The sequence below is a fragment of the Lentzea miocenica genome, assembly GCF_033949945.1.
In the GTDB taxonomy this organism is placed as follows: Bacteria; Actinomycetota; Actinomycetes; order Mycobacteriales; family Pseudonocardiaceae; genus Lentzea; species Lentzea miocenica.
Genome location: NZ_JAXAVW010000011.1, coordinates 125,758 through 152,320 on the forward strand (window position 1 = coordinate 125,758; position 26,563 = coordinate 152,320).

General features: G+C 69.1%; 33 protein-coding genes. 8 read left to right on the forward strand and 25 right to left on the reverse strand.

Annotation, left to right across the window (positions count from 1 at the left end; translation table 11 throughout):
- Positions 1–2 precede the first annotated feature (2 nt).
- The 9 genes from gmk to pyrR all read right to left on the reverse strand — a co-directional run bounded on the left by gmk (position 3) and on the right by pyrR (position 9,705).
- Positions 3–599, reverse strand: coding sequence for a guanylate kinase (gene gmk, locus SK803_RS15095; protein WP_319966607.1), 597 nt, complete (start codon positions 597–599; stop codon positions 3–5).
- On the reverse strand, positions 596–913 hold the full coding sequence (mihF, locus tag SK803_RS15100; RefSeq protein ID WP_030471603.1) for an integration host factor, actinobacterial type: 318 nt from the start codon (positions 911–913) through the stop codon (positions 596–598). Before mihF ends, gmk begins: the two co-directional genes overlap by 4 nt.
- 293 nt (positions 914–1,206) lie before the next feature.
- Entirely contained in the window at positions 1,207–2,019 is an 813-nt protein-coding gene (gene pyrF, locus SK803_RS15105) for an orotidine-5'-phosphate decarboxylase (protein WP_319966608.1), read from the reverse strand.
- Positions 2,016–5,318 (reverse strand): carbamoyl-phosphate synthase large subunit, encoded by a 3,303-nt coding sequence (carB, locus tag SK803_RS15110; RefSeq protein WP_319966609.1) that lies wholly within the window; start codon positions 5,316–5,318, stop codon positions 2,016–2,018. The genes pyrF and carB overlap by 4 nt, the downstream gene beginning before the upstream one ends.
- Positions 5,318–6,430, reverse strand: a complete 1,113-nt coding sequence (gene carA, locus SK803_RS15115; RefSeq protein WP_406601536.1) for a glutamine-hydrolyzing carbamoyl-phosphate synthase small subunit — start codon at positions 6,428–6,430, stop codon at positions 5,318–5,320. Before carA ends, carB begins: the two co-directional genes overlap by 1 nt.
- A complete protein-coding gene (locus tag SK803_RS15120) occupies positions 6,427–6,915 on the reverse strand; it encodes a PH-like domain-containing protein (protein ID WP_319966611.1) in 489 nt (162 codons plus the stop codon). The genes carA and SK803_RS15120 overlap by 4 nt, the downstream gene beginning before the upstream one ends.
- Positions 6,912–8,207, reverse strand: a complete 1,296-nt coding sequence (locus SK803_RS15125) for a dihydroorotase (RefSeq protein ID WP_319966612.1) — start codon at positions 8,205–8,207, stop codon at positions 6,912–6,914. The genes SK803_RS15120 and SK803_RS15125 overlap by 4 nt, the downstream gene beginning before the upstream one ends.
- Positions 8,204–9,136: an aspartate carbamoyltransferase catalytic subunit gene (locus SK803_RS15130; protein ID WP_319966613.1), complete on the reverse strand. Its 933-nt coding sequence runs from the start codon at positions 9,134–9,136 to the stop codon at positions 8,204–8,206. Before SK803_RS15130 ends, SK803_RS15125 begins: the two co-directional genes overlap by 4 nt.
- Complete coding sequence (pyrR, locus tag SK803_RS15135) at positions 9,133–9,705, reverse strand: bifunctional pyr operon transcriptional regulator/uracil phosphoribosyltransferase PyrR (protein ID WP_319966614.1); 573 nt, start codon at positions 9,703–9,705, stop codon at positions 9,133–9,135. The genes SK803_RS15130 and pyrR overlap by 4 nt, the downstream gene beginning before the upstream one ends.
- 258 nt (positions 9,706–9,963) lie before the next feature.
- Here pyrR and bldD point away from each other — a divergent pair, with 258 nt between their 5' ends.
- Positions 9,964–10,452: a transcriptional regulator BldD gene (gene bldD, locus SK803_RS15140; protein ID WP_030471611.1), complete on the forward strand. Its 489-nt coding sequence runs from the start codon at positions 9,964–9,966 to the stop codon at positions 10,450–10,452.
- A gap of 107 nt (positions 10,453–10,559) precedes the next feature.
- Here the strand turns inward: bldD and SK803_RS15145 are convergent, their stop codons facing one another.
- Together SK803_RS15145 and SK803_RS15150 are read right to left on the reverse strand one after the other, a co-directional pair.
- Positions 10,560–11,282 (reverse strand): sigma-70 family RNA polymerase sigma factor family protein, encoded by a 723-nt coding sequence (locus SK803_RS15145; RefSeq protein WP_319966615.1) that lies wholly within the window; start codon positions 11,280–11,282, stop codon positions 10,560–10,562.
- 83 nt (positions 11,283–11,365) lie between these two features.
- Positions 11,366–12,175, reverse strand: coding sequence for a sigma-70 family RNA polymerase sigma factor (locus tag SK803_RS15150; protein ID WP_319966616.1), 810 nt, complete (start codon positions 12,173–12,175; stop codon positions 11,366–11,368).
- 88 nt (positions 12,176–12,263) lie between these two features.
- Between SK803_RS15150 and SK803_RS15155 the strand changes: the two genes are divergently transcribed.
- A complete protein-coding gene (locus SK803_RS15155; RefSeq protein ID WP_319966617.1) occupies positions 12,264–12,968 on the forward strand; it encodes an SDR family oxidoreductase in 705 nt (234 codons plus the stop codon).
- A gap of 7 nt (positions 12,969–12,975) precedes the next feature.
- Here the strand turns inward: SK803_RS15155 and SK803_RS15160 are convergent, their stop codons facing one another.
- A complete protein-coding gene (locus SK803_RS15160) occupies positions 12,976–13,527 on the reverse strand; it encodes a cysteine dioxygenase family protein (protein ID WP_319966618.1) in 552 nt (183 codons plus the stop codon).
- Positions 13,528–13,623: 96 nt separating this feature from the next.
- Here SK803_RS15160 and SK803_RS15165 point away from each other — a divergent pair, with 96 nt between their 5' ends.
- Entirely contained in the window at positions 13,624–14,265 is a 642-nt protein-coding gene (locus tag SK803_RS15165) for an HD domain-containing protein (RefSeq protein WP_319966619.1), read from the forward strand.
- Between the two features lie 12 nt (positions 14,266–14,277).
- Here SK803_RS15165 and SK803_RS15170 read toward each other — a convergent pair whose 3' ends face one another.
- The 4 genes from SK803_RS15170 to SK803_RS15185 form a co-directional block, all read right to left on the reverse strand.
- Positions 14,278–14,673: a hypothetical protein gene (locus tag SK803_RS15170; protein ID WP_319966620.1), complete on the reverse strand. Its 396-nt coding sequence runs from the start codon at positions 14,671–14,673 to the stop codon at positions 14,278–14,280.
- A 216-nt stretch (positions 14,674–14,889) separates the two neighbouring features.
- Positions 14,890–15,309 (reverse strand): transcription antitermination factor NusB, encoded by a 420-nt coding sequence (gene nusB / locus SK803_RS15175; protein WP_319966621.1) that lies wholly within the window; start codon positions 15,307–15,309, stop codon positions 14,890–14,892.
- The gene (efp, locus tag SK803_RS15180) at positions 15,309–15,878 is read right to left on the reverse strand and encodes an elongation factor P (RefSeq protein ID WP_319966622.1); all 570 of its coding nucleotides are present in this window, start codon (positions 15,876–15,878) and stop codon (positions 15,309–15,311) included. Before efp ends, nusB begins: the two co-directional genes overlap by 1 nt.
- Positions 15,879–15,909: 31 nt before the next feature.
- Positions 15,910–16,983, reverse strand: a complete 1,074-nt coding sequence (locus tag SK803_RS15185; RefSeq protein WP_319966623.1) for a M24 family metallopeptidase — start codon at positions 16,981–16,983, stop codon at positions 15,910–15,912.
- 35 nt (positions 16,984–17,018) lie between these two features.
- Here SK803_RS15185 and SK803_RS15190 point away from each other — a divergent pair, with 35 nt between their 5' ends.
- Positions 17,019–17,417 carry a B-4DMT family transporter gene (locus SK803_RS15190; RefSeq protein ID WP_319966624.1) on the forward strand — a complete coding sequence of 133 codons (399 nt, stop codon included), beginning with the start codon at positions 17,019–17,021 and terminating at the stop codon, positions 17,415–17,417.
- On the opposite strand, the gene SK803_RS15195 is transcribed toward SK803_RS15190, so the two are convergent.
- On the reverse strand, positions 17,414–18,037 hold the full coding sequence (locus SK803_RS15195; RefSeq protein ID WP_319966625.1) for a hypothetical protein: 624 nt from the start codon (positions 18,035–18,037) through the stop codon (positions 17,414–17,416). The two genes, SK803_RS15190 and SK803_RS15195, sit on opposite strands and share 4 nt — an antisense overlap.
- Positions 18,038–18,056: 19 nt before the next feature.
- Positions 18,057–18,434 (reverse strand): VOC family protein, encoded by a 378-nt coding sequence (locus SK803_RS15200; RefSeq protein WP_319966626.1) that lies wholly within the window; start codon positions 18,432–18,434, stop codon positions 18,057–18,059.
- 69 nt (positions 18,435–18,503) lie between these two features.
- Here SK803_RS15200 and SK803_RS15205 point away from each other — a divergent pair, with 69 nt between their 5' ends.
- Positions 18,504–19,448, forward strand: coding sequence for a hypothetical protein (locus SK803_RS15205; protein ID WP_319966627.1), 945 nt, complete (start codon positions 18,504–18,506; stop codon positions 19,446–19,448).
- Here the strand turns inward: SK803_RS15205 and aroQ are convergent.
- The 7 genes from aroQ to SK803_RS15240 all read right to left on the reverse strand — a co-directional run bounded on the left by aroQ (position 19,432) and on the right by SK803_RS15240 (position 24,015).
- A complete protein-coding gene (gene aroQ / locus SK803_RS15210) occupies positions 19,432–19,866 on the reverse strand; it encodes a type II 3-dehydroquinate dehydratase (protein ID WP_319966628.1) in 435 nt (144 codons plus the stop codon). The genes SK803_RS15205 and aroQ overlap by 17 nt on opposite strands.
- The gene (aroB, locus tag SK803_RS15215; RefSeq protein ID WP_319966629.1) at positions 19,863–20,972 is read right to left on the reverse strand and encodes a 3-dehydroquinate synthase; all 1,110 of its coding nucleotides are present in this window, start codon (positions 20,970–20,972) and stop codon (positions 19,863–19,865) included. Before aroB ends, aroQ begins: the two co-directional genes overlap by 4 nt.
- Positions 20,969–21,475, reverse strand: a complete 507-nt coding sequence (locus SK803_RS15220; protein ID WP_319966630.1) for a shikimate kinase — start codon at positions 21,473–21,475, stop codon at positions 20,969–20,971. The genes aroB and SK803_RS15220 overlap by 4 nt, the downstream gene beginning before the upstream one ends.
- Positions 21,472–22,671: a chorismate synthase gene (gene aroC / locus SK803_RS15225; RefSeq protein ID WP_319966631.1), complete on the reverse strand. Its 1,200-nt coding sequence runs from the start codon at positions 22,669–22,671 to the stop codon at positions 21,472–21,474. Before aroC ends, SK803_RS15220 begins: the two co-directional genes overlap by 4 nt.
- Before the next feature lie 13 nt (positions 22,672–22,684).
- Positions 22,685–23,137 carry an A24 family peptidase gene (locus SK803_RS15230; protein WP_319966632.1) on the reverse strand — a complete coding sequence of 151 codons (453 nt, stop codon included), beginning with the start codon at positions 23,135–23,137 and terminating at the stop codon, positions 22,685–22,687.
- Positions 23,138–23,326: 189 nt separating this feature from the next.
- On the reverse strand, positions 23,327–23,782 hold the full coding sequence (locus SK803_RS15235; protein WP_319966633.1) for a PTS sugar transporter subunit IIA: 456 nt from the start codon (positions 23,780–23,782) through the stop codon (positions 23,327–23,329).
- Complete coding sequence (locus SK803_RS15240) at positions 23,779–24,015, reverse strand: PTS glucose/sucrose transporter subunit IIB (protein ID WP_319966634.1); 237 nt, start codon at positions 24,013–24,015, stop codon at positions 23,779–23,781. Before SK803_RS15240 ends, SK803_RS15235 begins: the two co-directional genes overlap by 4 nt.
- A gap of 112 nt (positions 24,016–24,127) precedes the next feature.
- On the opposite strand from SK803_RS15240, the gene SK803_RS15245 reads away from it, so the two are divergent.
- The 3 genes from SK803_RS15245 to SK803_RS15255 are packed head-to-tail and all read left to right on the forward strand — an operon-like array spanning position 24,128 to position 26,469.
- A complete protein-coding gene (locus SK803_RS15245; RefSeq protein WP_319966635.1) occupies positions 24,128–24,883 on the forward strand; it encodes a GntR family transcriptional regulator in 756 nt (251 codons plus the stop codon).
- Positions 24,880–26,169: a PTS transporter subunit EIIC gene (locus tag SK803_RS15250; RefSeq protein ID WP_319966636.1), complete on the forward strand. Its 1,290-nt coding sequence runs from the start codon at positions 24,880–24,882 to the stop codon at positions 26,167–26,169. The genes SK803_RS15245 and SK803_RS15250 overlap by 4 nt, the downstream gene beginning before the upstream one ends.
- A 33-nt stretch (positions 26,170–26,202) precedes the next feature.
- Entirely contained in the window at positions 26,203–26,469 is a 267-nt protein-coding gene (locus tag SK803_RS15255) for an HPr family phosphocarrier protein (protein ID WP_319966724.1), read from the forward strand.
- Positions 26,470–26,563 lie beyond the last annotated feature (94 nt).

Sequence of the window (26,563 nt, forward strand, 5' to 3'; positions counted from 1 at the left end):
CGTCAATCTCCTGAAATTCGTGGTCCGACCATCAAGGATAGCAAGTCGGCCGCCGCGGACTTCACGTCGGCGTTCATCACCACCTCGTCGAACTCCTTTTCGGCCGCGAGCTCCTCACGGGCGATGTCGAGCCTGCGCTCCACCACCGCCGGATCCTCGGTGCCACGGCCGGTCAAACGCCTCACCAGGTGCTCCCACGACGGGGGCATCAACATCACGAGCTGGGCGTTCGGCATCGCGACGCGGACCTGGCGCGCGCCCTGCAGTTCGATCTCGAGCAGGGCGGGACGGCCGGAGGCCAGGGCCTCCTCGACGGGCCTGCGGGGAGTTCCGTAGCAGTTTCCCGCGAACTCGGCGTGTTCGAGGAACTCGCCGGCCTCGATCATCTGCTGGAACTTCTCGCGGTCCACGAAGTGGTAGTGCACTCCGTCGACCTCGCCCGGCCTCGGCTTCCTGGTGGTCGCCGAGACGGAAAAGTAGATATCGGGTTGCTGCCTGCGCAGCTCCGCCAGAACGCTGGATTTCCCCACGCCTGACGGCCCGGACAAGACGGTGAGGCGGGAGCGGGCAGAACCCGCCCCCGCCTCGGTGCCAATCACTCTCCGCTGAACTCGGAGAGCAGGGCCTTGCGCTGGCGGTCACCAAGACCGCGCAGGCGACGGCTGGGAGCGATCTCGAGGCGCTCCATGATCTGCTGCGCGCGAACCTTGCCGACGCCCGGGAGGGCCTCGAGCAGCGCGGACACCTTCATCTTGCCCAGGACCTCGTCGCTCTCGGCGGCCTTGAGCACGTCCGTCAGGGTCGTGCCGCCGCGCTTGAGGCGCTCCTTGAGCTCAGCCCGAGCGCGACGAGCGGCAGCAGCCTTCTCCAGCGCTGCGGCTCGCTGCTCCTCGGTAAGCTGGGGAAGAGCCACGATTTCCTCCGTGGTGTGGATTCTTTTCGGATCGGTGCCGCGACCGTACCGACCGCAATTGCCTGAGTACAACGTGACCCAGTCAGGTAAATCTTCAGCGGTCATGATTGCGGCGGGTGGTAGTAGTACCAACACCCTCCGGCGGCCTGATCACCGCCCTCCGGCAACTCGTCGCCCACTCTAGGTGTGCTATGAGGCCGGTGACCAGCGGGGCAGCCGGTGGGCTGGACCCTACCAACACATGTTTCCCCAGGTGAGCGCGCCACACCCCAAAAGTTGCGGCGCGCCCCTCCTCAGAGGCTCTCCTGGACCCTCCGCACGGCGCTGACCAGCGACGATACGTCCGGGCCATGCCGGAGAACATCTCGTGAAGAAGTCGGAAAGACGTTGCGCATGTCGGGTCCGAAGAGCCGTTTTAGATCCGCCACCGAGCCTCCCTGAGCGCCGAAACCGGGCGCCAGGATCGGTCCGTTGAACCCGGAGAGGTCCACATCCGTTTCACCGATCGTGGCACCCACGACGAGACCAACATCGCCGCACGGGGAAATGCCGGAATTCCGAGCGGTGGCGAAATCGATGATCGTCCGGGCCACGGTTCGCCCGTCCGGAGCAACCGCGCGCTGCACCTCGGCCCCTTCCGGGTTCGACGTCAGCGCCAGCACGAACACGCCACGACCGGTCGCCCTGGCCGTGTCGAGGGCGGGCTGCAGCGACCCGAAGCCGAGGAACGGCGACACCGTGACCGCGTCACCGGCCAGCGGCGAGCCGTCGCCCAGGTACGCCTGGGCGTAGGCGGCCATGGTCGAACCGATGTCGCCGCGCTTGGCGTCCACCAGCACCAACGTGCCGGAGTCGCGCAGCTCCGCGATCACCCGTTCCAGCACGGCGACCCCACGCGACCCGTAGGCCTCGAAGAACGCCGCCTGCGGCTTCACCATCGCGACCTTGCCGCCGAAGGCCTGCACGGCCGTCAGAGCGAACCGTTCGAGGCCCTCCGCGGTCCGGGAGAGGCCCCAGGCGTCCAGCAGGCTCGGGTGGGGGTCGATCCCGACGCACAGAGGCCCGTGCGCGGCAACGGCTTTCGCGAGCTTGTCGCCGAACGTCATGCGTCACCCCTCAACGCGGCCTGGAGCGTCTGCAGCGACGTCACCCCGATGTCGCCCTGGATCAGCGCCTCGATGCCGTGCACGGCCGCGGCAGCGCCCTGGATCGTGGTGACGCAGGGGATGTCCTTCGCCACAGCGGCGGTGCGGATCTCGTAGCCGTCGATGCGCGGGCCGCTGTTGCCGTACGGCGTGTTGAAGATCATGTCGATCTCGCCCGCCAGGATCATGTCGACGACGTTGCCCTCGCCCTCGAAGTGCTTGCGCACCTCGGTGCACGGGATCCCGTTGCGCTTGAGCACCTCGGCGGTGCCGGAGGTCGCGAGGATCTGGAACCCGAGGTCGGCCAGCCGCTTGACCGGGAAGATCATCGCGCGCTTGTCGCGGTTCGCGAACGACACGAACACCTTGCCGGAGGTCGGCAGCGAGCCGTACGAGGCCGTCTGCGACTTCGCGAACGCCTTGCCGAACGAGGAGTCGATGCCCATGACCTCGCCGGTGGACTTCATCTCCGGGCCCAGCAACGAGTCGACGCCGTGGCCTTCCGGCGTGCGGAAGCGGTGGAACTGCATGACCGCTTCCTTGACCGCGACCGGCGCGTGCTCGGGCAGCCGGGCGCCGTCACCGGTGGCCGGCAGGATGCCCTCCACGCGCAGCTCCGCGATCGTGGCGCCGAGCATGACCCGCGAGGCGGCCTTGGCCATCGAGACCGCGGTCGCCTTGGACACGAACGGCACCGTGCGCGACGCACGCGGGTTTGCCTCCAGGACGTACAGCACGTCGTCCTTGAGCGCGTACTGGACGTTCAGGAGGCCCTTCACGCCGATCCCCTTGGCGATGGCCTCGGTGGAGCGGCGGACGTTCTCGATGTCGGAGGCGCCGAGCGTGATCGGCGGCAGCGCGCACGACGAGTCGCCGGAGTGCACACCGGCTTCCTCGATGTGCTCCATCACGCCGCCGATGAACACCTCCTCGCCGTCGCACAGCGCGTCGACGTCGATCTCGATGGCGTCGTCGAGGAACCGGTCGACCAGCACCGGGTGCTCGGGCGTCACCTCGGTCGCGCGGGCGATGTAGCCCGACAGCGACTCCTCGTCGTACACGATCTCCATGCCACGGCCACCGAGCACGTAGGACGGCCGCACGAGGACCGGGTAGCCGATCTCGTCGGCGATCTCCTTCGCCTCGTCGAACGACGTGGCGGTGCCGAACTTCGGCGCGGGCAGCCCGGCCTCGTTGAGCACCTTGCCGAACTGGCCGCGGTCCTCGGCGAGGTGGATCGCCTCGGGCGTGGTGCCCACGACCGGCACACCGGCGTCGGCCAGGCGCTGCGCGAGACCCAGCGGCGTCTGGCCGCCCAGCTGCACGATGACGCCCGCGACGGTGCCGGAGCGCTGCTCGGAGTGCACGACCTCCAGCACGTCCTCGAACGTCAGCGGCTCGAAGTACAGGCGGTCGGACGTGTCGTAGTCCGTCGACACGGTCTCCGGGTTGCAGTTGACCATGACGGTCTCGTACCCGGCCGCCCGCAACGCCATCGCCGCGTGCACGCACGAGTAGTCGAACTCGATGCCCTGCCCGATGCGGTTCGGGCCGGAGCCCAGGATCAGCACCTTCGGCTTCACCCGCTGCTCCGCGACCTCGGTCTCGGCGTTCGGGTCGAGCTCGTAGGCGGAGTAGTGGTACGGCGTCTCGGACTTGAACTCCGCCGCGCACGTGTCGACCGTCTTGTAGACCGGGCGCACGCCCAGACGGTGCCGCAGCCTGCGCACGCCGTCCTCACCGGCCAGCTCCGACCGCAGCACGGCGATCTGGCGGTCCGACAGACCAGCGCGCTTCGCCTTGCGCAGCAACGGTTCGTCCAGCACCGGCGCGTCCAGCAGCTCCTGGCGCAGGGTGCCGAGCCACGCGATCTGCTCGATGAACCACGGGTCGATGCCCGAGGCCTGGTAAACGTCCTCAATGGACGCACCGAGCCGCAGCGCGCGCTCGACCGTGTAGAGGCGGCCGTCGTGACCGCGCTCCAGCTGCTTCAGCGTGGATTCGAGGGTCGCGTCCTCCGGGTCGGGCTGCGTCCAGAACCCGACGGACTTGGTCTCCAGCGACCGCAGCGCCTTGCCCAGCGCCTCGACGAAGTTGCGGCCGATCGACATGGCCTCGCCGACCGACTTCATCGTGGTCGTCAGCGTGGGGTCCGCGCCGGGGAACTTCTCGAACGCGAACCGCGGCGCCTTCACGACCACGTAGTCGAGCGTCGGCTCGAACGACGCCGGCGTCTCCCCCGTGATGTCGTTGGTGATCTCGTCGAGCGTGTACCCGATGGCGAGCTTCGCGGCGATCTTGGCGATCGGGAAGCCGGTCGCCTTCGAGGCCAGCGCGGAGGAACGCGACACCCGCGGGTTCATCTCGATGACGACCATGCGGCCGGTCTCGGGCTGGATCGCGAACTGGATGTTGCAGCCACCGGTGTCGACGCCGACCTCGCGGATCACGTCGATGCCGACGTCGCGCATGTGCTGGTACTCGCGGTCGGTCAGCGTCATGGCGGGCGCGACCGTCACCGAGTCACCGGTGTGCACGCCCATCGGGTCGATGTTCTCGATCGAGCAGATGACGACGACGTTGTCGTTGCGGTCGCGCATCAGCTCGAGCTCGTACTCCTTCCACCCGAGCACGCTCTCCTCGATGAGCACCTCGGTGACCGGGGACTCCTCGAGGCCGATGGACGCGAGGCGCTCCAGCTCCTCCTCGGTGTACGCCATGCCGGAACCCAGGCCGCCCATGGTGAACGACGGCCGGATGACCACGGGCAGCCCGAGGTCGGCGACGGTCTTGCGCACCTCGTCCATCGACTTGCAGACCGCCGACCGCGGGACCTCGGCGCCGATCCTGCGCACCAGGTCCTTGAAGATCTGCCGGTCCTCGCCGCGCTGGATGGCGTCGATGTCCGCGCCGATCAGCTCGACGTTGTACTTCTCCAGCACACCGCGCTCGTGCAGCGCGATGGCCGTGTTGAGCGCCGTCTGCCCGCCCAGCGTCGCCAGGATCGCGTCCGGGCGTTCCTGCGCGATGACCTTCTCCACGAACTCGGCCGTGATCGGCTCGATGTAGGTGGCGTCGGCGAACTCCGGGTCGGTCATGATCGTCGCCGGGTTGGAGTTCACCAGGCTGACCCTGATGCCCTCCTCCCGCAGCACCCGGCACGCCTGGGTGCCGGAGTAGTCGAACTCGCAGGCCTGACCGATGACGATCGGACCGGAGCCGATGACCAGAATGTGCTTGAGATCAGTCCTCTTGGGCATCAGCGGGCCTCATTCATCATGGTCACGAACTCGTCGAACAGCGGCGCGGCGTCGTGCGGGCCCGCCGCGGCCTCGGGGTGGTACTGCACGGAGAACGCCGGCGCGTCGAGCAGCCGGACGCCCTCGACGGTGCCGTCGTTGGGGCAGTAGTGCGACAGCACGGCGCGGCCGAACTCGGAGGAGAACTCCTCCCCCGGCGTGCCCTCCAGCGCGAACCCGTGGTTCTGCGAGGTGATGGCGACCTTGCCGGTGGCCACGTCGATCACCGGGATGTTGATGCCGCGGTGGCCGTAGCGCATCTTGTACGTCCCGCGGCCGACCGCGCGGCCGAGGATCTGGTTGCCGAAGCAGATGCCGAACAGCGGCAGCTTGCGGCCCAGGGCTTCCTTGGTGAGCGCGATCGCGTGGTCCTGCGTGGCCGGGTCGCCCGGGCCGTTGCTCAGGAACACCCCGTCCGGGCTGACCTTCAGGATGTCCTCGAACGAGCTGGTCAGCGGCAGCACGTGCACCTCGATGCCGCGCGCCGCCATCATCCGCGGGGTGTTCGACTTGATGCCCAGGTCGAGTGCGGCGACGGTGAACTTCTTCTCGCCGATGGCTTCCACGACGTACGGCTGGTCGGTCGTGACGTCGACCGCGAGGTTCGCGCCGAGCATCTCGGCCGACGCCTTGACCTGCTCGACCATCGACGCGTCGTCGGTGAGCTCGGCGCCGGAGAACACGCCGGCGCGCATCGCGCCCTGCTCACGGATGTGGCGGGTGAGCGTGCGGGTGTCGAGGCCCGCGATGCCGACGATGCCCTGGTTCGTCAGTTCCTCGTCCAGGCCGCGCTTGGACCGCCAGTTCGACGGCGTGCGCGCGGGGTCGCGGACGACGTAGCCGGCGACCCAGATCTTCGACGACTCGTCGTCCTCGTCGTTCCAGCCGGTGTTGCCGATCTGCGGCGCGGTCTGCACCACGATCTGGCGGTGGTAGGACGGGTCCGTCAGGGTTTCCTGGTACCCGGTCATGGCCGTGGAGAACACGACCTCGCCGAGCGAGACGCCGGTCGCTCCGTACGCCTCACCGCGGAAGACGCGACCGTCTTCCAGCACCAATGCCGCGTTCGTCACGCCTTGCCTCCCACTAGAGCCGCAACCCATTCGTCGTAAACGTCTTTGTCGTCACCGCGGAAACCGGTGTCGAACAGGTGGCCGTCGTTCTCCCACTGGACCACCAGAAGTCCCTCTTCGCTGAACATGACCTTCCCGGCGAGCCCGCGGTCGGTGCGGGCGTCCCGGATGGACCCGGCCGGGATGAAGATCGGCGACGCGCCGGTCCGTTCGATCGCGATGCCTTCCGGCACAAGGCTCAGCGTGGCCTCCGCGCGGTGGCCGATGTCGCCGACCTGGACGCGGTCCTGCCAGTTGCCCGCGTTCGTCGTTCCGATGTAGACGCCCGTGGTGGCGAGCTTCGGCGCACCCAGGGTGTCCGGCGTCGAGGGGAACGCGGGGAGGTCGGCCTGCTTGCGCTGGCGTCGCTTCCAGCCGTGCCACATGCCATAGACGCACAGCGCGAAGAAGACCAAAACCGCCACGGAGAGAAGTACGCGGGTCATTCCGCAATCCTTCCCGCCATCGCGGTCACCCGGCCACGCAAGATGGTGGCCGTCACCGCGCCGGGCAGTTCCATGCCCTCGAACGGGGTGTTGCCCGCGATGCTCGCGAGCTGCGCGCCGTTCACCGTCCACGTCGTGTCCGGGTCGACCAGCACGAGGTTCGCGGGCTCACCGACGGCGATCGGACGGCCCTGGTCGGTCAGGCCGGCGATCTCGGCGGGCTTCTCGCTCATCACCCGTGCGACGCCGCGCCAGTCCAGCAGGCCGGTCCTCACCATCGTCTCGACGACGATGCCGAGCGCGGTCTGCAGGCCGAGCATGCCTGGCCGCGCTGCCGACCACTCGCAGTCCTTGTCCTGGATCGCGTGCGGGGCGTGGTCCGTGGCGACGCAGTCGATGGTGCCCTCCGCCAGTGCCTGCCGGAGGGCGTCGACGTCTTCCTGCGTGCGCAGCGGCGGGTTGACCTTGTTGACCGGGTCGTAGGTGCTCAGCCGGTCGTCGGTGAGGATCAGGTGGTGCGGGGTGACCTCGGCGCTGACCTTGGTGCCGCGTGCCTTGGCCCACTTCAGGACGTCCGCCGTGCCGGTGGTGCTGACGTGGCAGACGTGCAGCTTGGCGTCGACCTGCTTCGCGAGGATGCAGTCGCGGGCGACGATCGACTCCTCGGCCGCGGCCGGCCAGCCCTGCAGGCCGAGCCGGGACGCGTTCTCGCCCTCGTGCGCCTGGGCGCCGATGGTGAGGCGCGGTTCCTCGGCGTGCTGGGCGATCACGGCGTTGAGGGCCTTCGAGTACTCGAGGGCGCGGCGCATGATCAACGGGTCGTGCACGCAGTGGCCGTCGTCGGAGAAGATCTTCACGTTGGCCTTGGAGTTGGCCATCGTGCCGAGTTCGGCGAGCTTCTCGCCCTTGAGCCCGACGGTGACGGCGCCGACCGGGTGGACGTCGACCAGGCCGACCTCCTGGCCGCGGCGGGCGACGTGCTCGACGATCACGGCGTTGTCGGCGACCGGGTCGGTGTTGGCCATGGCGAACACCGCCGTGTAGCCACCAAGAGCGGCTGCACGCGAGCCCGTCTCGATGGTCTCGGTGTCCTCACGGCCGGGTTCGCGCAGGTGGGTGTGCAGGTCGACGAAGCCCGGCAGCAGAACCGCGCCGTTGCCTTCGATGACCTCCGCTTCTTCTCCGTGCTGGATTGAATCCTCTTGGCGAGCGATGACGCCGTCACGGATCAAGATGTCTTGCGGCTCCCCCTCGCCATAGGGACGTACTCCCTTGAGAAGCAAGGGTTTCACGCGTTTTCCTCCTCGTGGGCAAGCAGGTGGTACAGCACGGCCATGCGCACGTGGACACCGTTGCGGACCTGCTCGGTGATGGCGGCCTGCGGGCTGTCGGCGACCACGGAGGCGATCTCCATGCCGCGCAGCATCGGGCCGGGGTGCAGCACGACGGCGTGCTCGGGCAGCAGCTTCAGGCGGCGTTCGTTGAGGCCGTAGGCGATGGAGTACTCGCGGGCGCTCGGGAAGAACCCGCCGGTCATCCGTTCGGCCTGCACGCGCAGCAACATCACCGCGTCCTGCGACGCGAGCTCGGAGTCGATCTCGTGAGAGACCGTGACCGGCCACTTCTCCACGCCCGTCGGCAGGAGCGTGGGCGGGGCGACCAGCGTGACCTCGGCACCGAGCGTGGTGAGCAGGTGCACGTTCGACCGGGCGACCCGGCTGTGCAGCACGTCGCCGACGATCGCGACGCGGCGGCCGTCGAGGCTGCCGAGCCGGTCGCGCAACGTGGCGGCGTCGAGCAGCGCCTGCGTCGGGTGCTCGTGCATGCCGTCGCCCGCGTTCACGACGGACGTGTTGGTGTGCTTGAGCCAGCCCGCGAGCCGGTGGGCCGCACCGGACGCCGGGTGCCGCACGATCACGCAGTCCGCACCGGCGGCCTGCAGGGTCAGCGCGGTGTCGCGGAGACTCTCGCCCTTGCTGACGCTGGAACCGGAGCTGCTGACGTTGATCACGTCGGCGGACATCCACTTGCCCGCGATCTCGAAGGAGACGCGGGTGCGGGTGCTGTTCTCGTAGAACATCGTGATCACGGTGCGTCCACGCAACGTCGGCAGCTTGCGGACCTCGCGGCCGAGCAGCGCCTGCTTCAGGCGGTCGGCGGTGTCGAGGATCGCGATGGCCTGGTCGCGGTCGAGGCCGTCCGTGGAGAGCAGGTGCTTCACTTCAGCACCACTCCGTCGCGGCCGTCGAACTCGTCCAGCATGACCACGACGTCCTCGGTCTTGGACGTCGGGAGGTTCTTGCCGACGTAGTCCGCGCGGATCGGCAGTTCGCGGTGACCGCGGTCGACCAGCACGGCGAGCTGCACCGCGCGGGGACGGCCGTGGTCGCGCAGGGCGTCGAGCGCGGCGCGGATGGTGCGACCGGAGAACAACACGTCGTCCACCAGCACCACGAGCTTGTCGTCGATGCCGCCCTCGGGCAGCTTCGTCGTCTCCAGCGGCCGCGTCGGGCCACGGCGGAGGTCGTCGCGGTAGAGGGTGATGTCGAGCGTTCCCTCGTGCACCCGGTGGCCGGAGAACTCGGCGATCTTGGCGGCCAGGCGGCGCGCGAGAGGAGCACCCCGGCTGGGGATACCCATCAAGACGACGTCGGGTGCGCTCGGTGCATCGAGTGCGGTCTTCTCGATGATCTGATGGGCCATTCGGGCGACAGTGCGCGCGACGTCTCCGGCCGACAGGATCTCGCGATCCCCGGCCGGATCCGTCGCGCCACGTTGACGTGACGCCACGGCTGGACCTCCTTCCCCGCCTCACTGGACGGGTCCTTAAAGGACGTCGGACACCTAGTAATAACTAGGCTGACCTGCACCGTATCACCTACGGACGGTCAACCATCCGAGTGGTGTCGCACGCGTGGCGCTCGTCTCTCCTTGAGATCAGCTTGACCTGTCGACCACGGCGAGTAATCATTACTCTGCGTATCGATCGAAGCCTCCCCCGCAGCACTGCCGTACTGCTGTCGGGGCGAATGAACGGAGAACCGCCACATGGGCGACTACGCCAAGGCGCTGGGGGCCAAGCTCCGCGCTATCCGCCAGCAGCAGGGTCTGTCCCTGCACGGCGTCGAGCAGAAGTCCGGCGGTCGCTGGAAGGCCGTGGTCGTCGGCTCCTACGAGCGTGGTGACCGCGCGGTGACCGTGCAGAAGCTGGCCGAGCTGGCCGACTTCTACGGGGTCCCCGTCGCCGAGCTTTTGCCTGAAGGCCGCGTGCCCTCCGGCGCCGAGCCGGCCACCAAGATCGTGATCAACCTGGAACGGCTCCAGCAGCTGCCGGTCGAGAAGGTGGGCCCGCTGGCCCGCTACGCCGCGACCATCCAGTCGCAGCGCGGTGACTACAACGGCAAGGTGCTCTCCATCCGCACCGAGGACCTGCGTTCGCTCGCGATCATCTACGACATGACCCCGGGCGAGCTCACCGAACAGCTCATCGACTGGGGCGTGCTGCCTCCCGAGGCCCGCCCCGCGAAGGAAGACTGAGCTTCACCTCCTTCCTGGTTTTCACTGCACGTAGTGGCTTCCCCGACGTCCAGACAGTCGCCCAGCGGACGTCGAGGAAGCCACTGCTGCATTCGTGGCGGATGTGCTCATTCGGGTGAGAAAAGCCGGTCGACGTGCTGCCGGTCCGTGATCGCGTGGATCGCCGCGATCTTCCGCTCGCGCACCGTGAACGCCACCAGCGCGACCGGCCTGCCCTCCACCGTCGACACCAGCCCGGCCTCGCCTCCGACGACCGCGGGCTCCACGCACGGCGTCGCCCGCAGCACCGCCGCCCTGGGTGCCACCATCCCTGACCCGCGCAGCCAGATCTCCTCCGACCGCAGCGTCACGTCCGGATCCAGCACGTCCTTGCCCGCCATGAACGCGTCGACCACGTCGCGCTGCCCGTCGAGGTCCACATCGGACGCCGGCCGGCTCGCCACCCGCTGCCGCGCCCGTGCCTCCACCTGCAGCGCAGCGAGCGGCGTGCGGCCGATCAGCGGCGCGACCTGCTCGAACGGCTCCTCGAACATGTCGTGCAGCACGTACGCGACCCGTTCGTCGGGAGTCAGCGCGTCCAGTGCGGTCAGCACGCCCAGGCCCACCTCGTCGTTCGGACCTTTGCTCACCACCGGGTCCGGCATCGCGAAGCCTTTGTCCCGCACGCGCAGCATCGTGAGGCTCACGCGCGCCACCACCGTGCCCAGCCAGCTCGGCTCGCCGGTCTTCTCGATCTTGCGGCGTGCCTCGCGAACCGCGTCGGCGGCTTCGGCGAACCGGCCCAGCAGCCGGTAGGCGAGTCTGTCCTCCTGGTCCAACTCCCCGATCATCGTTGGTCCCCTTCACGTCGAGCGCCCACTTGGACAGACATCAGGTGGGCGCCGAACGTGACCAGCGACAGCAGTGGTCTTGCTCACGGAACAAGCGCGGCCAGTTGTTCTTTGTCCTGAATCACGTGAATTGCGGCGATCTGTCCGTCGCGGACCGTGAAGGACATCGCCGAGAACAGCACGCCGTCGACCCAGCTGATGAAGCCCGCCTCGCCACCGATGAGCGCGAACTGGACCTCGGCCATCGTCGCGAACTGGCGGAACGTGCTCGCCCGGCCGGCCACCTTCCGCCCGCCGATGACCTCCAGAGCACCCGCGCGCAGCACGACGTCCGGGTGCAGCACGGAGACCAGGCCCTCCAGGTCGCCTTCCTTGGAGGCCTTGAGGAACGCCCGCACCACTTCGCGCTGCTTCGGCAGGTCGACGTTGGGCTGCGGCCGGTCCTGCACACGTTTGCGCGCACGGGACGCGAGCTGCCGTGTGGTCGTGGGCGTCTTGTCGATCAACGGCGCGATGTCGTCGAACGGCACGGCGAACATGTCGTGCAACACGAACGCCAACCGCTCATCAGGCTTCAACGTGTCCAGCACGATCAGCATCGCCAGCCCGACCTCGTCCTTGGCGACGGCCTGCTGTTCCGGCTCGTCGCGGACGTCGATCACCGGGTCCGGCATCTCGAACGCGTGCTCACGCCTGTCGCGCAACATGTTCAGGCACACCCGGCCGACCACGGTGGTGAGCCACGCGGCGGGGTTCTCGACCGCGCTCGTGTCCGCGCGCTCGACCCGGAGCCACGCCTCCTGCAGCGCGTCGTCGGCCTCGGCGAACGACCCGAGCATCCGGTGGGCGACGGCGCGCAACCGTGTGCGCTCCCGCTCGAACTGCGCGATCAAAGCTTCCCCCTGTGGCCTGGCACACACCGTGTCACGTTTCCGGCCGCCGCCGGGTCGACCGGGCAACGACTCACTTTGGAGAGTAACCATGAAGATCCTCGTCACCGGCGGCACCGGCACCCTCGGCCGGCACGTCGTCCCCCTGCTCCGCGAGGCGGGCGCGGAGGTCACGACCCTCAGCAGGCACGGCGACATCGCCTGCGACCTGCTGGCAGGCGACGTCCCGCCGATCGACGCCGACGTCGTCGTGCACCTCGCCGGTGGGCAGAAGGGCGACGACATCGCGACCCGCAACCTGCTCGCGGCCTGCGCGGGCGTTCGCCACTTCGCCTACATCTCGGTGATCGGCGCGGACACCGTGCCCCTCGCGTGGTTGCGCACCAAGCTCACCTGCGAGCAGGCGATCGCCGACGCGGGCATCCCGTTCACGATCCTGCGCGCCGCCCAGTTCCACGACCTGACGCTGACCATGGTGCGCGCCATGGCAAAGCTGCCGATCGTGCCGGTGCCGGGCATGCGACTGCAGCCGGTCGACGCCCGCGACGTCGCCGCGCGGATCGTGGAACTGGCGCTCGGTTCGCCCGCCGGACGGGTCGCGGACATCGCCGGACCCGCGGTCTACGAGATGAGGCAGCTCGTGCGGGACTACCTCACGACCGCGGGCAAGCGCCGGCTCACCGTGCCGGTGCGGCTGCCGGGCAAAGCCGGAAAGGCTTACCGGGGCGGGCAGAACCTGACGCTGGCCGGCGACCACGGCACCCACACGTGGGAGGAGTTCCTGGCCGCCGGCTGATCGACGCTCACCGCGGGGTGTTCCAGCCGGAGGAGAACCACGTCACCTCGCCAGTAGCCGGGTCGTAGCGCCGACGTTCGATGGCACCGATGTCGGCTCCGTACACGTGAATCCCCACGGTCGGTATGTCGCCAACGGCTGCGACGGCGTGCACGTCGTCGTCGGTCGTGCAGCACACGGTGACTTGGCCCTGTGTCCACACCTGGTCGCCTAGTGGAACCAACGGCTCGTGTGCGTCCGCGGCGGGTTTGGCGAAGCGGAACTCGCGTTCGGAACCCGAGTAGATGCCGACGACACCCCACGTCTCGTGGCCGTGCACGGGTGTGCGTTGACCAGGGCTCCACACGACGGCGGCCAACGACCAGCGGCCGCCGGGCGCGATGTGCAGCGGGTAGTTGACGTGGTGCTCGGCCGACGGCTCGGTGAACTCGGGTGGGAGGCGGTAGTCGCCGGCCAGCAGGGCGGACAGCAGGTCCGCTACCAGCTTGGTGATCTCGTGTTCGTCGTCGGTGGTGCCGAGGACGTGTTCCACGTCGTCGATGAAGGTCTGCAGCGTCATGAGACGAGCGTGGAGCAGGAGCGATATGACGTCCAATGCCAATCCAGCGCACAACTCATCGACATCGTTGATGTGTCCGGATGAGATCCTGGCAGGGTGACCACTTCTGACGCAGGGCTGCTCGCCGACCTCAACCCGCTCCCGTCCGGCCTGGACGCACGGCTGCGCGACCACCTCACGTTCCTGATCGAGGTCGACAAGCTGAAGACGATCCTGCGCCAGTCCCCGCTCGCCGCGGCCCAGCGACGGGAGAACGACGCGGAACACTCGTGGCACCTCGCGCTGATGGTCATGGTTCTCGCCGAGTACGCCGACGAACCGATCGACGTCGGCCACACGATCAAGCTCGTGGTGGTGCACGACCTCGTCGAGATCTACGCGGGCGACACCCCGATCTACGACACCGAGGCGGGCGTGAGCCAGCAGGAACGCGAGGAAGCCGCCGCGGACCAGCTGTTCGGCATCCTGCCGGAGGACTCGGGCCGGGCGCTTCGGGCGCTGTGGGACGAGTTCGAGGCGCGCACGACGCCGGAAGCGCGGTTCGCGAAGGCCATGGACCGGTTCCAGCCGCTGCTGCTCAACTGGATGGCCAAGGGCGGGACCTGGCGCACTCCCGGTGTCACCGCGGAAGCCGTGCGCGGCCGCAAGGCGGTCATCGGCGAGGCGTCGAAGACCCTCTGGGAAACCGCGCGGCACCTGATCGACGAGGGTGAACGCCGGGGATGGGCGCGCGGGTAGCCCGCCTCGCCGTCAGGTCGTCCGTGAAGGTTCGTTCGAGCGAAAGCAGATCACGGCGACGGTGCGCCCGGCTCCGAGCAAAGGGCCAAGAGGCAGCGCGAAGCCGATCCAGTACGCGACCTCGAACGGAAGCAAGGCGAGCGCCAGCTTCTTCCCCGAACGGCGGCCGCGCCAGAGCAGGCTTCCGGCGATCACCTCCGCGCCGCACACGGCGCCGAAGCCGACGAGCAGGGGCACGGTGGTCGGGATCCCGATCTTCTCGAACGGCCCGTGTCCGTAGGTGGGGAATCCCATGAACTGCCAGACGTCACCAGTGCGCGCGAAGTACGCGATGCCGTACAGCGCGGGCAGTCCGAAGCCGAGCCCGGACAGCCACGAGAGACCTGCCGCCAGCCTGGCGGGGATCATTGTTGTGTCCGTGCCCGGGTTCGTCGTTCCGGGGCGTCGCGGATCTGCACGGCGTTGTGAAGGACGACCAAGGCGGCCTCCTCGTTCTCGCAGTACTAGAGGCTCCACTAGTGACGACATCAGCATCATCACCGGCATGGCACCGGTCAAGCCCACCGAGCACCAGAACGGCCGCTCCTCCCGGTCGGGAGCGAGCGGCCGTTTTCGGAGAAGACGTCAGAGAACCGCGCGCAGCTGGTCCGCGATGACCGCGATCCGGCCCAGCACACCGTTCACGAACCGCGGCGAGTCGTCCGTGGACAGGCCCTTGGCGAGCTCCACGGCCTCGTCGATGGCCACCGCGTCCGGCACGTCGGCCGCCCACAGCAGCTCGTACAGGCCGATGCGCAGGACCGCGCGGTCGACCGCCGGCATGCGCTGCAGCGTCCAGCCCTCGGCGTGCTCCGAGATGAGGTCGTCGATGCGCGTGCGGTGCGCGGTGACGCCCTCGACGAGCGTCACCGTGTAGTCGTTGATCGGCGGGACATCAGCAGACCCGATGCGCGAGGCCAGCAACGTCACGGCGTCGCCACCCAGCAGGTCGGCTTCGTAGAGGAAGTCGACCGCGCGCTTGCGGGCCTTGCTCCGAGCACCCATCAGGACTTGTCGCTGATGCGGCCGAGGTAACGGCCATCGCGGGTGTCGACCTTGATCTTCTCGCCGGTCGTGACGAACAGCGGGACCTGGATCTCGGCGCCGGTCTCCAGGCGGGCGGGCTTGGTGCCGCCGGTGGAGCGGTCGCCCTGCAGGCCGGGGTCGGTGTGCTCGATGACGAGCTCGACCGAGGTCGGGAGCTCGACGAACAGCGGGACGCCCTCGTGCGTGGCGACCATCGCCTCCTGGTTCTCCAGGAGGTAGTTCGCGGCGTCGCTGACGGTCTCGGCCGGGACCGGGATCTGGTCGTAGGTGTCGCCGTCCATGAAGATGAAGTCGGTGCCTTCCTTGTACAGGAAGGTCATGCCGCGCTTGTCCACGGTGGCGGTCTCGACCTTGGTGCCCGCGTTGAAGGTCTTGTCGACGACCTTCCCGGTCAGCACGTGCTTGAGGGTCGTGCGCACGAAGGCGCCACCCTTGCCGGGCTTGACGTGCTGGAACGCGGTGACGGTCCAGAGCTGGCCGTCGAGGTTCAGCACCAGGCCGTTCTTCAGGTCGTTCGTGGTGGCCACGGTGGAATTTCTCCTGTGTAGGACGGGGATGTCAGACGACCACGAGTTCCTTCGTGGTCAGGGTGAGGAGCTCCGGCCCGCTGTCGCGGACCACGAGGGTGTCCTCGATGCGGACTCCGCCCCGCCCCGACAAGTAGACGCCGGGCTCGACGGTGACCGCCATACCGGCCGAAAGTGTACCGTCACCCACCTTCGACAACGTCGGTGCCTCGTGGATCTCCAGCCCGACCCCGTGGCCCAGGCCGTGCAGGAACTCGCTCCCGTGCCCGGCCTTCTCGATCACCTCGCGGGACGCGTGGTCGACGTCGCCCACGTTCACGCCCGGCTTCAGCGCGCCGCGTCCGGCCGCCTGCGACCGTGCGACCAGGTCGTACAGCTCGCGCTGCCAGTCCGCGGGCTTGCCGAGCACCAGCGTGCGGGTCATGTCCGAGTGGTAGCCGTCGACGAGCGCGCCGAAGTCGAGCTTGATGAGGTCGCCCTGGTGCAGCGTCGCGTCGGTCGGCTGGTGGTGCGGGACCGCCGAGTTCGCCCCGAACGCCACGATCGAGGAGAACGACGGGCCTTCCGCGCCGTGGTCGAGCATGCGGCTCTCCAGCTCGCGCGCGACCTCGCGTTCGGTCCGGCCAGCCCGCAGGCCGCCGTGCCCGATCAACGCCGCCAGCGCCCGGTCCGCCGCCGCGCACGCCATCCGCAGCGCCTCGATCTCGACCTCGTCCTTGACCAGCCGCAGCTTCTCGACCAGGCCGCTCGCCCTGGTGAGCTCCGCGTCCGCGACCTGGGTCAGCGCCTCCAGGCCGTCCACCGTGACGTGGTGGCTCTCGAACCCGAGCCTGCCCTTGGCGCGCTTGGCCAGCGCGACGTCGCACGGCCGCTCGATCAGCCGCTCCAGGTCCGGCACCTGCTTCTTCGACTGGGTGAGATAGCGGCCGTCGGTGCAGAACACCGAGCTGTCGTCGCCGTTCACGTCGATCAGGACGGCGGCATTCGATCCGGTGAACCCGGTGAGGTACCGGACGTTCAACAGGTTCGTCACGAGGAGCGCGTCCAGGTTCGTGGCCTGGAGCTCTTGGCGCAATGCGATTCGGCGTGCGGCGTACGACGACATGTGTCGCAGCGTACGGCCAGTCCTAAGCTGTCCGCATGCGTCCTTGGTTCGTCCGTGCGTTGTGGATGGGGCTCCTGCACGGGGCCGTGCAGACGGGCGTGGCCGCGGTCGCCGTCCGCAGCCCCGAGGCCTCGTCGGTCGGCCCCATCGCCATCGGGTTGCTGATCGCCGCCGCCGTCATCTGGGGCGCCGTCGACACGCTGCGCGACCTGCCCTCGCGTGGCATGCAGTGGTTCATCGCCGCGCTGATCGCCGGTCCGTTCGCCGGGGCGCTCGGGGTGATCGGCTCGGCGGTGCTGGTCGATCAGACCGGGCAGGAGGCGCTCTGGGTGGCGCTGACGGGCGGGGCGGCGTTCACGGCGCTGCTGGTGCTGGCGCCGGCGGGGCTCGGGATGCTGCTGGGCGGGTTCCTCGTGCAGAAGAACACGGTCTAGTCCCCGGCGCTCGCCTTGAGCCGGTAGGTCGCCGAGGTCGAGAAGTCGCCCGACTCGCCCACGATCTTGAGTTCGTGCTCGCCCGCGCGCAACGGCGGCAGCCACGCCCACAGCCCGCACGCCTGGACCGTGTGACGCCCCGCGCTCTCGCCTGTCGCGTTGTCCCGCGCGGCCTGGAAGGTGATCTCGACTGCCTCGACCCGCCGCACCTCCACGACCTGCCCGTCGAGCGTCATCGACCCCTTCGCCGCGGCCATGAAGGACTTGCAGCTGGACGTGTTGGCGCTGTAGCGGTTGACGGCGGGCGCGGCGATCGGGCGACCGGCGGGCACCTCACACGTCCGTTCCACCTCGCCGCCGAACGTCCCGGCGAGGAACCACATGTCCTTCGGCTGGTTCTCGGCGCACCACTGCCCGGTGTCGTCGACCACGGGGTTGCGGTTCTCCGGGCTCGACAGCGCCCACGTCCACCACTTCGCCTGCAGGTCCGCGTCCGACGGCCGCTCGGCCGCGACCGGTGCCGCGGAGGCCGGTTCCCCGGAGTTCGAAAGAGATTCTGGCTTCGCGGTCCCGCACCCGGCCAGGAGCAGGGCGAACGCGGCGATGAGCAGTCTCGGCACGAGCGGCATCGTCGCACGATCAAGCGGCTACCAGCTCGATTTCGAACCCGTCCGTGTTCTCCAGGAACGCGGCGTAGTGGTCCGGTCCTCCCGCGTGAGGATGCCGGTCGGCGAACATGAGCCGCCAGCCGTTCTGCTCGGCTTCCGCGGTCAGGCGGTCGACGTCGGAGCGGGTGCCGGCGTGGAGGGCCAGGTGGTTGAGGCCGGATTTCATCCGATCGTGTGGACCTGTCAGAGCCGGGGACTGCTCGACCACGACGTAGGTCCTGTCGAGCTTCCAGCTGACGCCCGCGGTCCAGCGCTGGAACTCGGTCCAGCCGAGTGCCGGGAAGAGCCAGCCGAACGTGGCTTCGGCGCGGGTGAGGTCCGGCACCCATAGCTCGATGTGGTGAAGCATCGCGTCTCCCCCTGCGGTGTCCACTTATTGGCAATTGATCGATGCCGGTGACCTGCCGAAGTCGAATACATGTGCAACGAGGTCTCGGGTGAGGTCCGTGGCGGCACTGTGCTGCAGGTTCACCAGGTCACCGGCGACATCCTGCTTCACCGCGAACCGGCCCGCCGCGACTGGATCACCCCGGCGAGGGTGCTGGCGGTACGAGTGCTCCTGGTACTGCTGCTGACCTGCGCCCAGCAGTACGCCGTGACCGCGCTCGGCGACAGCACCTTCCCCGACGGCACCGCCGTCTGGCCGCTCGGCGTCGACGAGGACGAGGTCGCCGAGCTGGTCGCGGCGAGGATGCGGGACTGCGCGTCGGAGGTCGTCACGGCTCCCGTGAACTGCCCCCAGCGCGGCTCCGCCCAGCGCGTGCACTCCGTGAAGTGGGCGCTCATGGGGAACACGCGCGACGGCATGTGGGTGGTGTGGCACCGGGATCGGTTCTACGTGAGCGGCACCGCGGTCATGACCTTGGGCTACGTGACCAGTGGCAGCCACGGCTACGAGGTCGACGAGGTGCGGTTCACCGCCGAGGTCCGGTGGCGCGGCAGCCAGACCACGACCGCGGACGTGACCCTGGGACAGGGCATGTTCCCCGGTCTCATCCGCAAGGAGGGGTTCGAGCTCACCAGGGAGGAGATCGGTGCGGCGATCCGCCGCCGGTTCAACGCCTGCACGGCGACCACCGAGTCGCCGATGGGGATCGGCTGTCCCCTCGCCGCCGACGCGCCGCGGGTCAGCGGGGTGCAGTGGAAGCTCACCAACCTCCAGCTCGCCCACGCGCGCATCGAGCCCGACCCCGAGTTCGGCGTCGTCCGGGTCAAGGGGAGCTACTCGGTCACGGCGTCGTCCTGCGGCCCGCTGGACTCCCAGCCACAGCCGCTGTACACCCAGAGCGGCACCTACCGGGCGACGCTGATCGGCGTCGCCAAAGGTGCCGCTCGCCTGCTGGAGATCAAGCACGTCCCTTGAGCGACAGCCAGCGCAGCGCGAGCAGGTAGCCCTCGACGCCGAGCCCCACGATCACGCCGCTCGCGATCGCCGAGATGACGCTGTGGTGCCGGAACTCCTCGCGCTGGTGGATGTTCGAGATGTGCACCTCGACCAGCGGCGCGGTGAGCTGCGAGCACGCGTCGCGCACCGCGATCGAGTAGTGCGTCCAGGCGGCGCCGTTGAGCACCACCGGGATCGAGGCGTCGGCGGCCTCGTGCAGCCACGCGACCATCTCGCCCTCGTAGGCGGTCTGGCGGACCTCGACGTCGAAGCCGAGTTCCTTGCCCTCCGCCACGCACATCTCGACGAGGTCGGCGTGGGTGGTGCTGCCGTAGATGAGCGGCTCGCGGGTGCCGAGGCGGTCCAGGTTGGGGCCGTTCAGGACGAGGACCTTCACAGCAGCACCGTCCCGCCCGTGGACTTCGGCTCGGCCGCGACCGCGGAGTAGGCGGCGGCGATCAGGGCCGGGTCGGGGCCTTCCAGGCGGCCGGGCTTGGCGAGGCCGTCGAGGACCACGAAGCGGAGCACCCCCGCCTTGTTCTTCTTGTCGACCTTCATGCCCTCCATGAGCTGCGGGAGGGCGTCCGGGTCGTAGGAGGTCGGCAGGCCGAGCAGTTCCAGCACGCGCTTGTGGCGGTCGGCCGTGTCGTCGTCGAGGCGGCCGGCCAGGCGGGCCAGTTCGGCGGCGAACACCAGGCCCACGCTGATGGCGGCGCCGTGGCGCCAGCGGTAGCGCTCGCGGCGTTCGATGGCGTGGCCGAGGGTGTGGCCGTAGTTCAGGATCTCGCGCAGGGACGACTCGCGCAGGTCGTTCGTGACGACGTCGGCCTTGATCTGGATCTTGCGGCGGACCAGTTCGGCGAGCACCTCGCCGGTCGGGTCCAGGGCGAGCGCGGGGTCGGCCTCGATGAGGTCCAGGATCACCGGGTCGGCGATGAAGCCGCCCTTGACGATCTCGGCCATGCCGGCGATGAGTTCGTTGCGCGGCAACGTTTCGAGGGTGGCCAGGTCGACGAAGATGGCATCCGGCTCGTAGAACGTGCCGACGAGGTTCTTGCCCGCGTCGGTGTTGATGCCGGTCTTGCCGCCGACCGCGGCGTCGACCATGCCGAGCAGCGTGGTAGGGATGTTCACCAGGCGCACGCCGCGCATCCAGGTGGACGCGACGAAGCCCGCGAGGTCGGTGACGGCGCCGCCGCCGAGGCCGACCACGACGTCCTGGCGGGACAGGCCGATCTTGCCGAGCACGTCCCAGCAGAAGCCGGCGACGGCGAGGTCCTTGCCGTCCTCGGCGTCGGGGATCTCGACGCGGTGGGCGTCGGCGCCGCCCGCCTTCAGCTCGTCGACCAGCACCTCCGCGGTCGCGGCGAGCGTCGGCTGGTGGATGATCGCGATCTTGGCCGTGCCCTTGAGGAACTCGACGATGTCGCCGAGCAGGCCGCGGCCGACCACCACGTCGTAGGGCTTCTCGGCGGCGACCCGGATGCGGGCGGGCTCGGTCATTGCACAGCTCCCTTGATCACCGCTTCGGTCACCTGCTCCGGATCGAGGGCGTCGGTCAGCACCTCGATCGTCGCGACCTCGCGGTACAGCGGCAGGCGCGCGTCCAGCAGCGCCTTGAACGTCGCGCGCGGATTCATACCGGTCAGCAACGGGCGCGCGGACGACAGCCCGGTGCGGCGCACGCCTTCGGCCATGCCCACGTTGAGGAACACGACCGTGTGCTCGCGAAGACGCTCACGAGTGACGGCGGACAGCACCGCTCCCCCGCCCAGCGCGAGCACACCGTCGTGCTCCGCCAGGCCACGAGCGACGGCTTCTTCTTCCATGGCACGGAAAACCTGCTCGCCGTCGTCGGTGAAGATGTCCGAGATCGGCTTGCCCGCGGTCTCGACGATGTCCGCGTCGACGTCGCGGAAGGCGAGGTCCAGCTGCTTGGCCAGCAGTTCGCTGACGGTGGTCTTACCGGCCCCGGGAGGACCGACCACCACGTACCGAGGGCTCACATGCCCTCCCAGCGGGCTTCCAGGGCCTTCAGGTACGCGTGGGCGTTGCGGCGCGTCTCGTCCAGCGAGTCGCCGCCGAACTTCTCCAGCGCGGCCTCGGCCAGCACCAGCGCCACCACGGACTCCAGCACCACACCGGCCCGCGGCACGGCGCACACGTCCGAACGCTGGTGGATCGCGACGGCGGGCTCGCCGGTGCGGACGTCCACCGTGGACAGTGCGCGCGGGACGGTCGAGATGGGCTTCATGGCAACGCGCGCACGGAGGATCTCGCCGTTGGTGATGCCGCCTTCGAGGCCGCCGGCGCGGTTCGAGCGACGCGTGACGCCGACCGGGCCGCTGCCGCGGTCGATCTCGTCGTGAGCCTGCGAACCCCAGCGCTTGGCGGAGGTGAAGCCGTCGCCGATCTCCACGCCCTTCATCGCCTGCACGCCCATCAGGGCGGCGGCCAGGCGCGCGTCGAGGCGGCGGTCCCAGTGCACGTGCGAGCCGAGGCCCGGCGGCAACCCGTACGCGAGCACCTCGATCACGCCGCCGACGGTGTCGCCGGCCTCCTTCACGGCCTCGACCTCGGCGACCATGGCCTCGGTGCCGCGCGCGTCGAAGCAGCGCACCGGCGACTCGTCGATCGCGGGCAGGTCGTCCGGCGTGGGCAGCGCGGCGTCCTCGGGGGTCTCGGCCTTGCCGATCGACACCACGTGGCTGACGATCCGCACGCCGAGCAGCTGCTGCAGGAACTGCCGGGCGACCGTGCCCAGTGCCGTGCGGGCGGCCGTCTCACGGGCGGAGGCGCGTTCGAGCACGGGCCGGGCCTCGTCGAAGCCGAACTTCTGCATGCCCGGCAGGTCGGCGTGACCGGGCCGGGGCCGCGTCAGGGCCTCGTTGCGGCCGGTGGTCTTGAGCAGGCTGGGGTCGACGGGGTCCGGCGACATGACGGTCTGCCACTTGGGCCACTCGGAGTTGCCGATGGTGACCGCGACCGGTCCGCCCTGGGTCTTGCCGTGGCGCACGCCGCCGAGGATCTCGACCTCGTCCTGCTCGAACCCCATCCGGGGCGAGCGACCGAACCCGAGCCTGCGACGCCCGAGCTGGGTGACGAGGTCCTCGGTGGTCACCTCGACTCCGGCGGGCATGCCCTCCAGGACGGCGACGAGGGCGGGGCCGTGTGACTCTCCAGCGGTGATCCAGCGCAGCACGTTCACAATCCTTTCACAGCGTTGTCAAAGCCCAGGTGGCGGCCAGCAACCCGGGCCCGTGCGGCACTCTCCCGCGGCGTTTGCCGATCGCGAGGCAGAGCGTCACCGCACTGGACAGGATCGCCGCGGGTAGGAGCATCGGCAGCGCGAGCACGGTGCCGAGCCCGAACGCGAGCTTCACGTCCCCGCCGCCCATGACGGGTGGTCTCCAGCGCCTGACCGCGAGATGCACGCCACCGAAGATCGCCGCTCCGAGCACCGCGGCTCCCAGCCGGTGGAACTCGAGGAGCAGCAGCGCGGCACCCATCGGGAGGGTCAGGGCGTCCGGCAACCGGTGGTGCCGCAGGTCGATCAACGCGAGCACGATGCCGAACCAGGCCAGCAGGTACGAGGAGGGCGGTGCGTCCAGGACGTCGGCGACCGTCCACAACGAACCGAGCACAGACGCGAGCAGGACCGTGGTCATGACACCACGGTCCTGCTCGGCACGACTCCGGCACAAATCCCGGGCCGTCGTGAACGGTCCATTCACGCACGGCACCACGGTGCCTCAGTCCGGGCTGGGAGAACGCCCGGAAACAGCCGCCGGGACCGCACGCGGGGAGCTTTCGTGCGCTCCTACGGCACGCGAGGGCCCCGCGTGTGACAAGAAGGTTCAGCGAGACCAGTCGAACAGGGCGTCGTTCGCCGCCACGTCCACGTCCAGCGCGAAGTCACCGAGCACCTCGGCGGACGCGTCCAGCGCGATCACCGGGCAGATCGGCGCGAACCCGGCCGCCTCGACCTCGGCCGGGTCCCAGGTCACGATCCGCTGGCCGGCCCGGACCTCCTCGCCCTTCACGACGTGGAGTTCGAAGCCCTCGCCCTTGCGCTTCACGGTGTCGATGCCGAGGTGGACGAGCACCGCGGCGCCGTCACCCGTGGCCACCACGAACGCGTGCGGGTGCAGCGTCACGACCTTGCCGTCGATCGGCGAGACCACGTCGGCCGGTCCGCGAACCGGCTCGACCGCGACACCGGGGCCGACCATCGCCTGCGAGAAGACCGGGTCCGGCACGGCGGAGAGCGCGACCACCCGGCCGGTCACGGGGCTGCCGACGCGGAGGCTCACAGGATGTCCTCGATGTCGGACGCGATCGTGTCCGCCTCGGGGCCGACGACGACCTGGACGACGTTGCCGGAACGCATGACGCCGTGTGCCCCCAACGACTTCAGGGCCTTCTCGTCGACCAGCGAACCGTCTTCCAGCTCACACCGCAGGCGGGTGATGCACGGCTCGATCTCGACGATGTTGGACGCGCCGCCCAGCGCCTCGATGATCTTCTGCGCCTTCTCGTCAGCCACGTTCGTACCTCTCGTTCCCGTAACAGCGGTTGACACCCGCTCAGTACGCGGAGCATTCTCCCCCGCACCAACTGGTCTAGACCGGAAAGTACCACTGCGAGGAGGTGAGCGAATGCACGAGATCGTGGAGGGGCCCAAGCCCAAGCACGCGCAGCTCCGCGAGATCCTGCGCCGGCTCGCCGAGCAGGACCTCGCGCCGGGCTCACCCATCCCGTCCGAACGCGACCTCGCCGAGCGGTACGGAGTCTCCCGCATCACGGTGCGGGCCGCAGTCGGCCAACTGGTCGCCGAAGGCCTGCTCACCAGGGCGAAGGGCCGTGGGACGTTCACCGCGCGGCGGCGTTACGACCTGCAGCTCCTGCTGGCCTCGTTCACCTCGGACATGAAGGCGCGCGGGCTCGAGCCCAGCACCGAGGTGATCAGCTCAGGCCAGGCGGCTCCCGGCTCGAAGGCCTCACTGGGCCTGGACGCGGACGAGTACGCCTACCGCGTCGTGCGGCTGCGCAGGGCCGACGGGGCGCCGCTTGCCCTCGAAGCCGGCTGGTACAGCCCGCACCTGCTGCCGGAGCTCGACCGGTGCGACCTCTCCGGGTCGCTCTACGAGCTCTTCGCGGCGAAGTACGGGGTGCAGCTGGACGAAGCGAGGCAGACCGTGTGGGCCGAGACCGCCGACGCCGACACGGCCAAGGCGCTCGACGTCCGCAAGGGCAGCCCGTTGCTCGTGTTCCGAAGGGTCGCCAGCGCGCAGGGGCGGCCTTGTGAAGACGTTACTTCCTGGTACCGGGGCGATCTCTACCAGGTGACCATGCAACTGGACCGGACCGTCCCGGGTCCCGGACCGAACTCCGCCAAGGGAGGAACCCGATGAGCACGGACGCCGCGACCGGTGGTCGTGAGATCAAGGGCCTTGCCACGTTGCAACGCTTCGGTCGCAGCCTCATGCTGCCGATCGCCGTGCTGCCCGCCGCAGGTCTGCTGCTCCGCTTCGGTCAGCCCGACATGCTGGGCAAGGACGGCCTGGGCTGGAACGCCGTCGCCTCGGTGATCGGTGCCGCGGGCGACGCGCTGTTCAGCAACCTCGCCCTGCTGTTCGCCGTCGGCATCGCCGTCGGTTTCGCCCGGCGAGGTGACGGTTCCACGGCGCTCGCCGGCGTCGTCGGCTACGTCGTGCTGACGAGCGTCTTCAAGGCGATGTCGCCGCTGGTCCTCGACCAGCCGACCGACCCGGCCGCGAAGCCCGAGGTGATCAACTACGGTGTCCTCGGCGGTATCGTCGTCGGCCTCATGACCGCCTTGCTGTGGCAGAAGTACCACCGCATCAAGCTGCCTCCGTACCTGGCGTTCTTCGGTGGCCGCCGGTTCGTCCCGATCATCGTCGCCGGTGTCATGACGCTCGTCGGCGTCCTGCTCGGCCTGGTGTACCCGTGGTTCGACGCGGGCCTGACCGCCATCGGTGAGTGGGTCACCGGCAGCACGATCATCGGCGCGTTCATCTACGGCGTCGTCAACCGCCTGCTGATCCCGCTGGGTCTGCACCACATCGTCAACAACGTCGTGTGGTTCCAGTTCGGCGAGTACAACGAGAAGACCGGTGACATCCCGCGCTTCCTCGCGGGCGACCCGACCGCCGGCACGTTCCAGACCGGCTTCTTCCCGATCCTGATGTTCGCCCTCCCGGCCGCGGCTCTCGCGATCGTGCACACCGCGAAGCCCAGCCAGCGCAAGATCATCGGCGGCATCATGGGCTCCGCCGCGCTCACCGCGTTCATCACCGGTGTGACGGAGCCGCTCGAGTTCGCGTTCATGTTCGTGGCGTGGCCGCTGTACCTGATCCACGCGTTCCTGACCGGTACCTCGCTGGCGATTTCGAACGCCTTGGGCGCCCACGACGGCTTCTCGTTCTCGGCGGGTGCGATCGACTTCATCCTGAACTGGAACATCGCGACGAAGCCGTGGCTGCTGATCGTCCTCGGCGTGATCTACGCGGCGATCTACTACTTCCTGTTCCGCTTCGTCATCACCAAGTGGAACCTGAAGACGCCGGGTCGCGAGGACGACGAGTCGCCAGAGGCGGACGAGAGCGTCGTCAGCACGTCCGAGCGCACGTCGGAGCGCACGTCGGCAGGCGAGAAGCCCGCCAAGAACGAACAGTAGTCAGCACAACCAGCTCTACCGGGAGGAACCATCATGGCCGAGCGACGGGTCACCGTGGCCAGCAAGGTCGGACTGCACGCCCGACCGGCCGCACTGCTGGCGAAGGCCGCCGCCGACCAGCCGGTGACGGTCACCATCGCCAAGGACGGCGGCGAAGCCGTTGACGCGGCGAGTGTTCTGGGTCTGATGACCCTGGGCGCCATGCACGGTGACGAGGTGGTGCTCAGCGCCGATGGGGACGGAGCGGACGCTGCTCTGGAGGCCATCGCCGAACTGATCGCCACCGACCACGACGACTGAGTCGTGCCCGGTCCGTGAGTGGTCCTGGTCGCCCCGACGACTGTCTCCCGAAAGACGGGGACCACTCACGGACCACCCGAAGTGCAGAACGACA

Coding starts and splice junctions, on each gene's coding strand:
- pyrF (WP_319966608.1), bottom strand. CDS start 2,019: ATGACGTTCGGCGACAAGCTCGCGAAAGCCGTTGCCGCGCACGGGCCT.
- carB (WP_319966609.1), bottom strand. CDS start 5,318: ATGCCCAAGAGGACTGATCTCAAGCACATTCTGGTCATCGGCTCCGGT.
- SK803_RS15120 (WP_319966611.1), bottom strand. CDS start 6,915: ATGACCCGCGTACTTCTCTCCGTGGCGGTTTTGGTCTTCTTCGCGCTG.
- bldD (WP_030471611.1), top strand. CDS start 9,964: ATGGGCGACTACGCCAAGGCGCTGGGGGCCAAGCTCCGCGCTATCCGC.
- SK803_RS15145 (WP_319966615.1), bottom strand. CDS start 11,282: ATGATCGGGGAGTTGGACCAGGAGGACAGACTCGCCTACCGGCTGCTG.
- SK803_RS15155 (WP_319966617.1), top strand. CDS start 12,264: ATGAAGATCCTCGTCACCGGCGGCACCGGCACCCTCGGCCGGCACGTC.
- SK803_RS15160 (WP_319966618.1), bottom strand. CDS start 13,527: ATGACGCTGCAGACCTTCATCGACGACGTGGAACACGTCCTCGGCACC.
- SK803_RS15170 (WP_319966620.1), bottom strand. CDS start 14,673: ATGATCCCCGCCAGGCTGGCGGCAGGTCTCTCGTGGCTGTCCGGGCTC.
- nusB (WP_319966621.1), bottom strand. CDS start 15,309: ATGGGTGCTCGGAGCAAGGCCCGCAAGCGCGCGGTCGACTTCCTCTAC.
- SK803_RS15185 (WP_319966623.1), bottom strand. CDS start 16,983: ATGTCGTCGTACGCCGCACGCCGAATCGCATTGCGCCAAGAGCTCCAG.
- SK803_RS15190 (WP_319966624.1), top strand. CDS start 17,019: ATGCGTCCTTGGTTCGTCCGTGCGTTGTGGATGGGGCTCCTGCACGGG.
- SK803_RS15200 (WP_319966626.1), bottom strand. CDS start 18,434: ATGCTTCACCACATCGAGCTATGGGTGCCGGACCTCACCCGCGCCGAA.
- SK803_RS15205 (WP_319966627.1), top strand. CDS start 18,504: ATGTGCAACGAGGTCTCGGGTGAGGTCCGTGGCGGCACTGTGCTGCAG.
- aroB (WP_319966629.1), bottom strand. CDS start 20,972: ATGACCGAGCCCGCCCGCATCCGGGTCGCCGCCGAGAAGCCCTACGAC.
- SK803_RS15230 (WP_319966632.1), bottom strand. CDS start 23,137: ATGACCACGGTCCTGCTCGCGTCTGTGCTCGGTTCGTTGTGGACGGTC.
- SK803_RS15245 (WP_319966635.1), top strand. CDS start 24,128: ATGCACGAGATCGTGGAGGGGCCCAAGCCCAAGCACGCGCAGCTCCGC.
- SK803_RS15250 (WP_319966636.1), top strand. CDS start 24,880: ATGAGCACGGACGCCGCGACCGGTGGTCGTGAGATCAAGGGCCTTGCC.
- SK803_RS15255 (WP_319966724.1), top strand. CDS start 26,203: ATGGCCGAGCGACGGGTCACCGTGGCCAGCAAGGTCGGACTGCACGCC.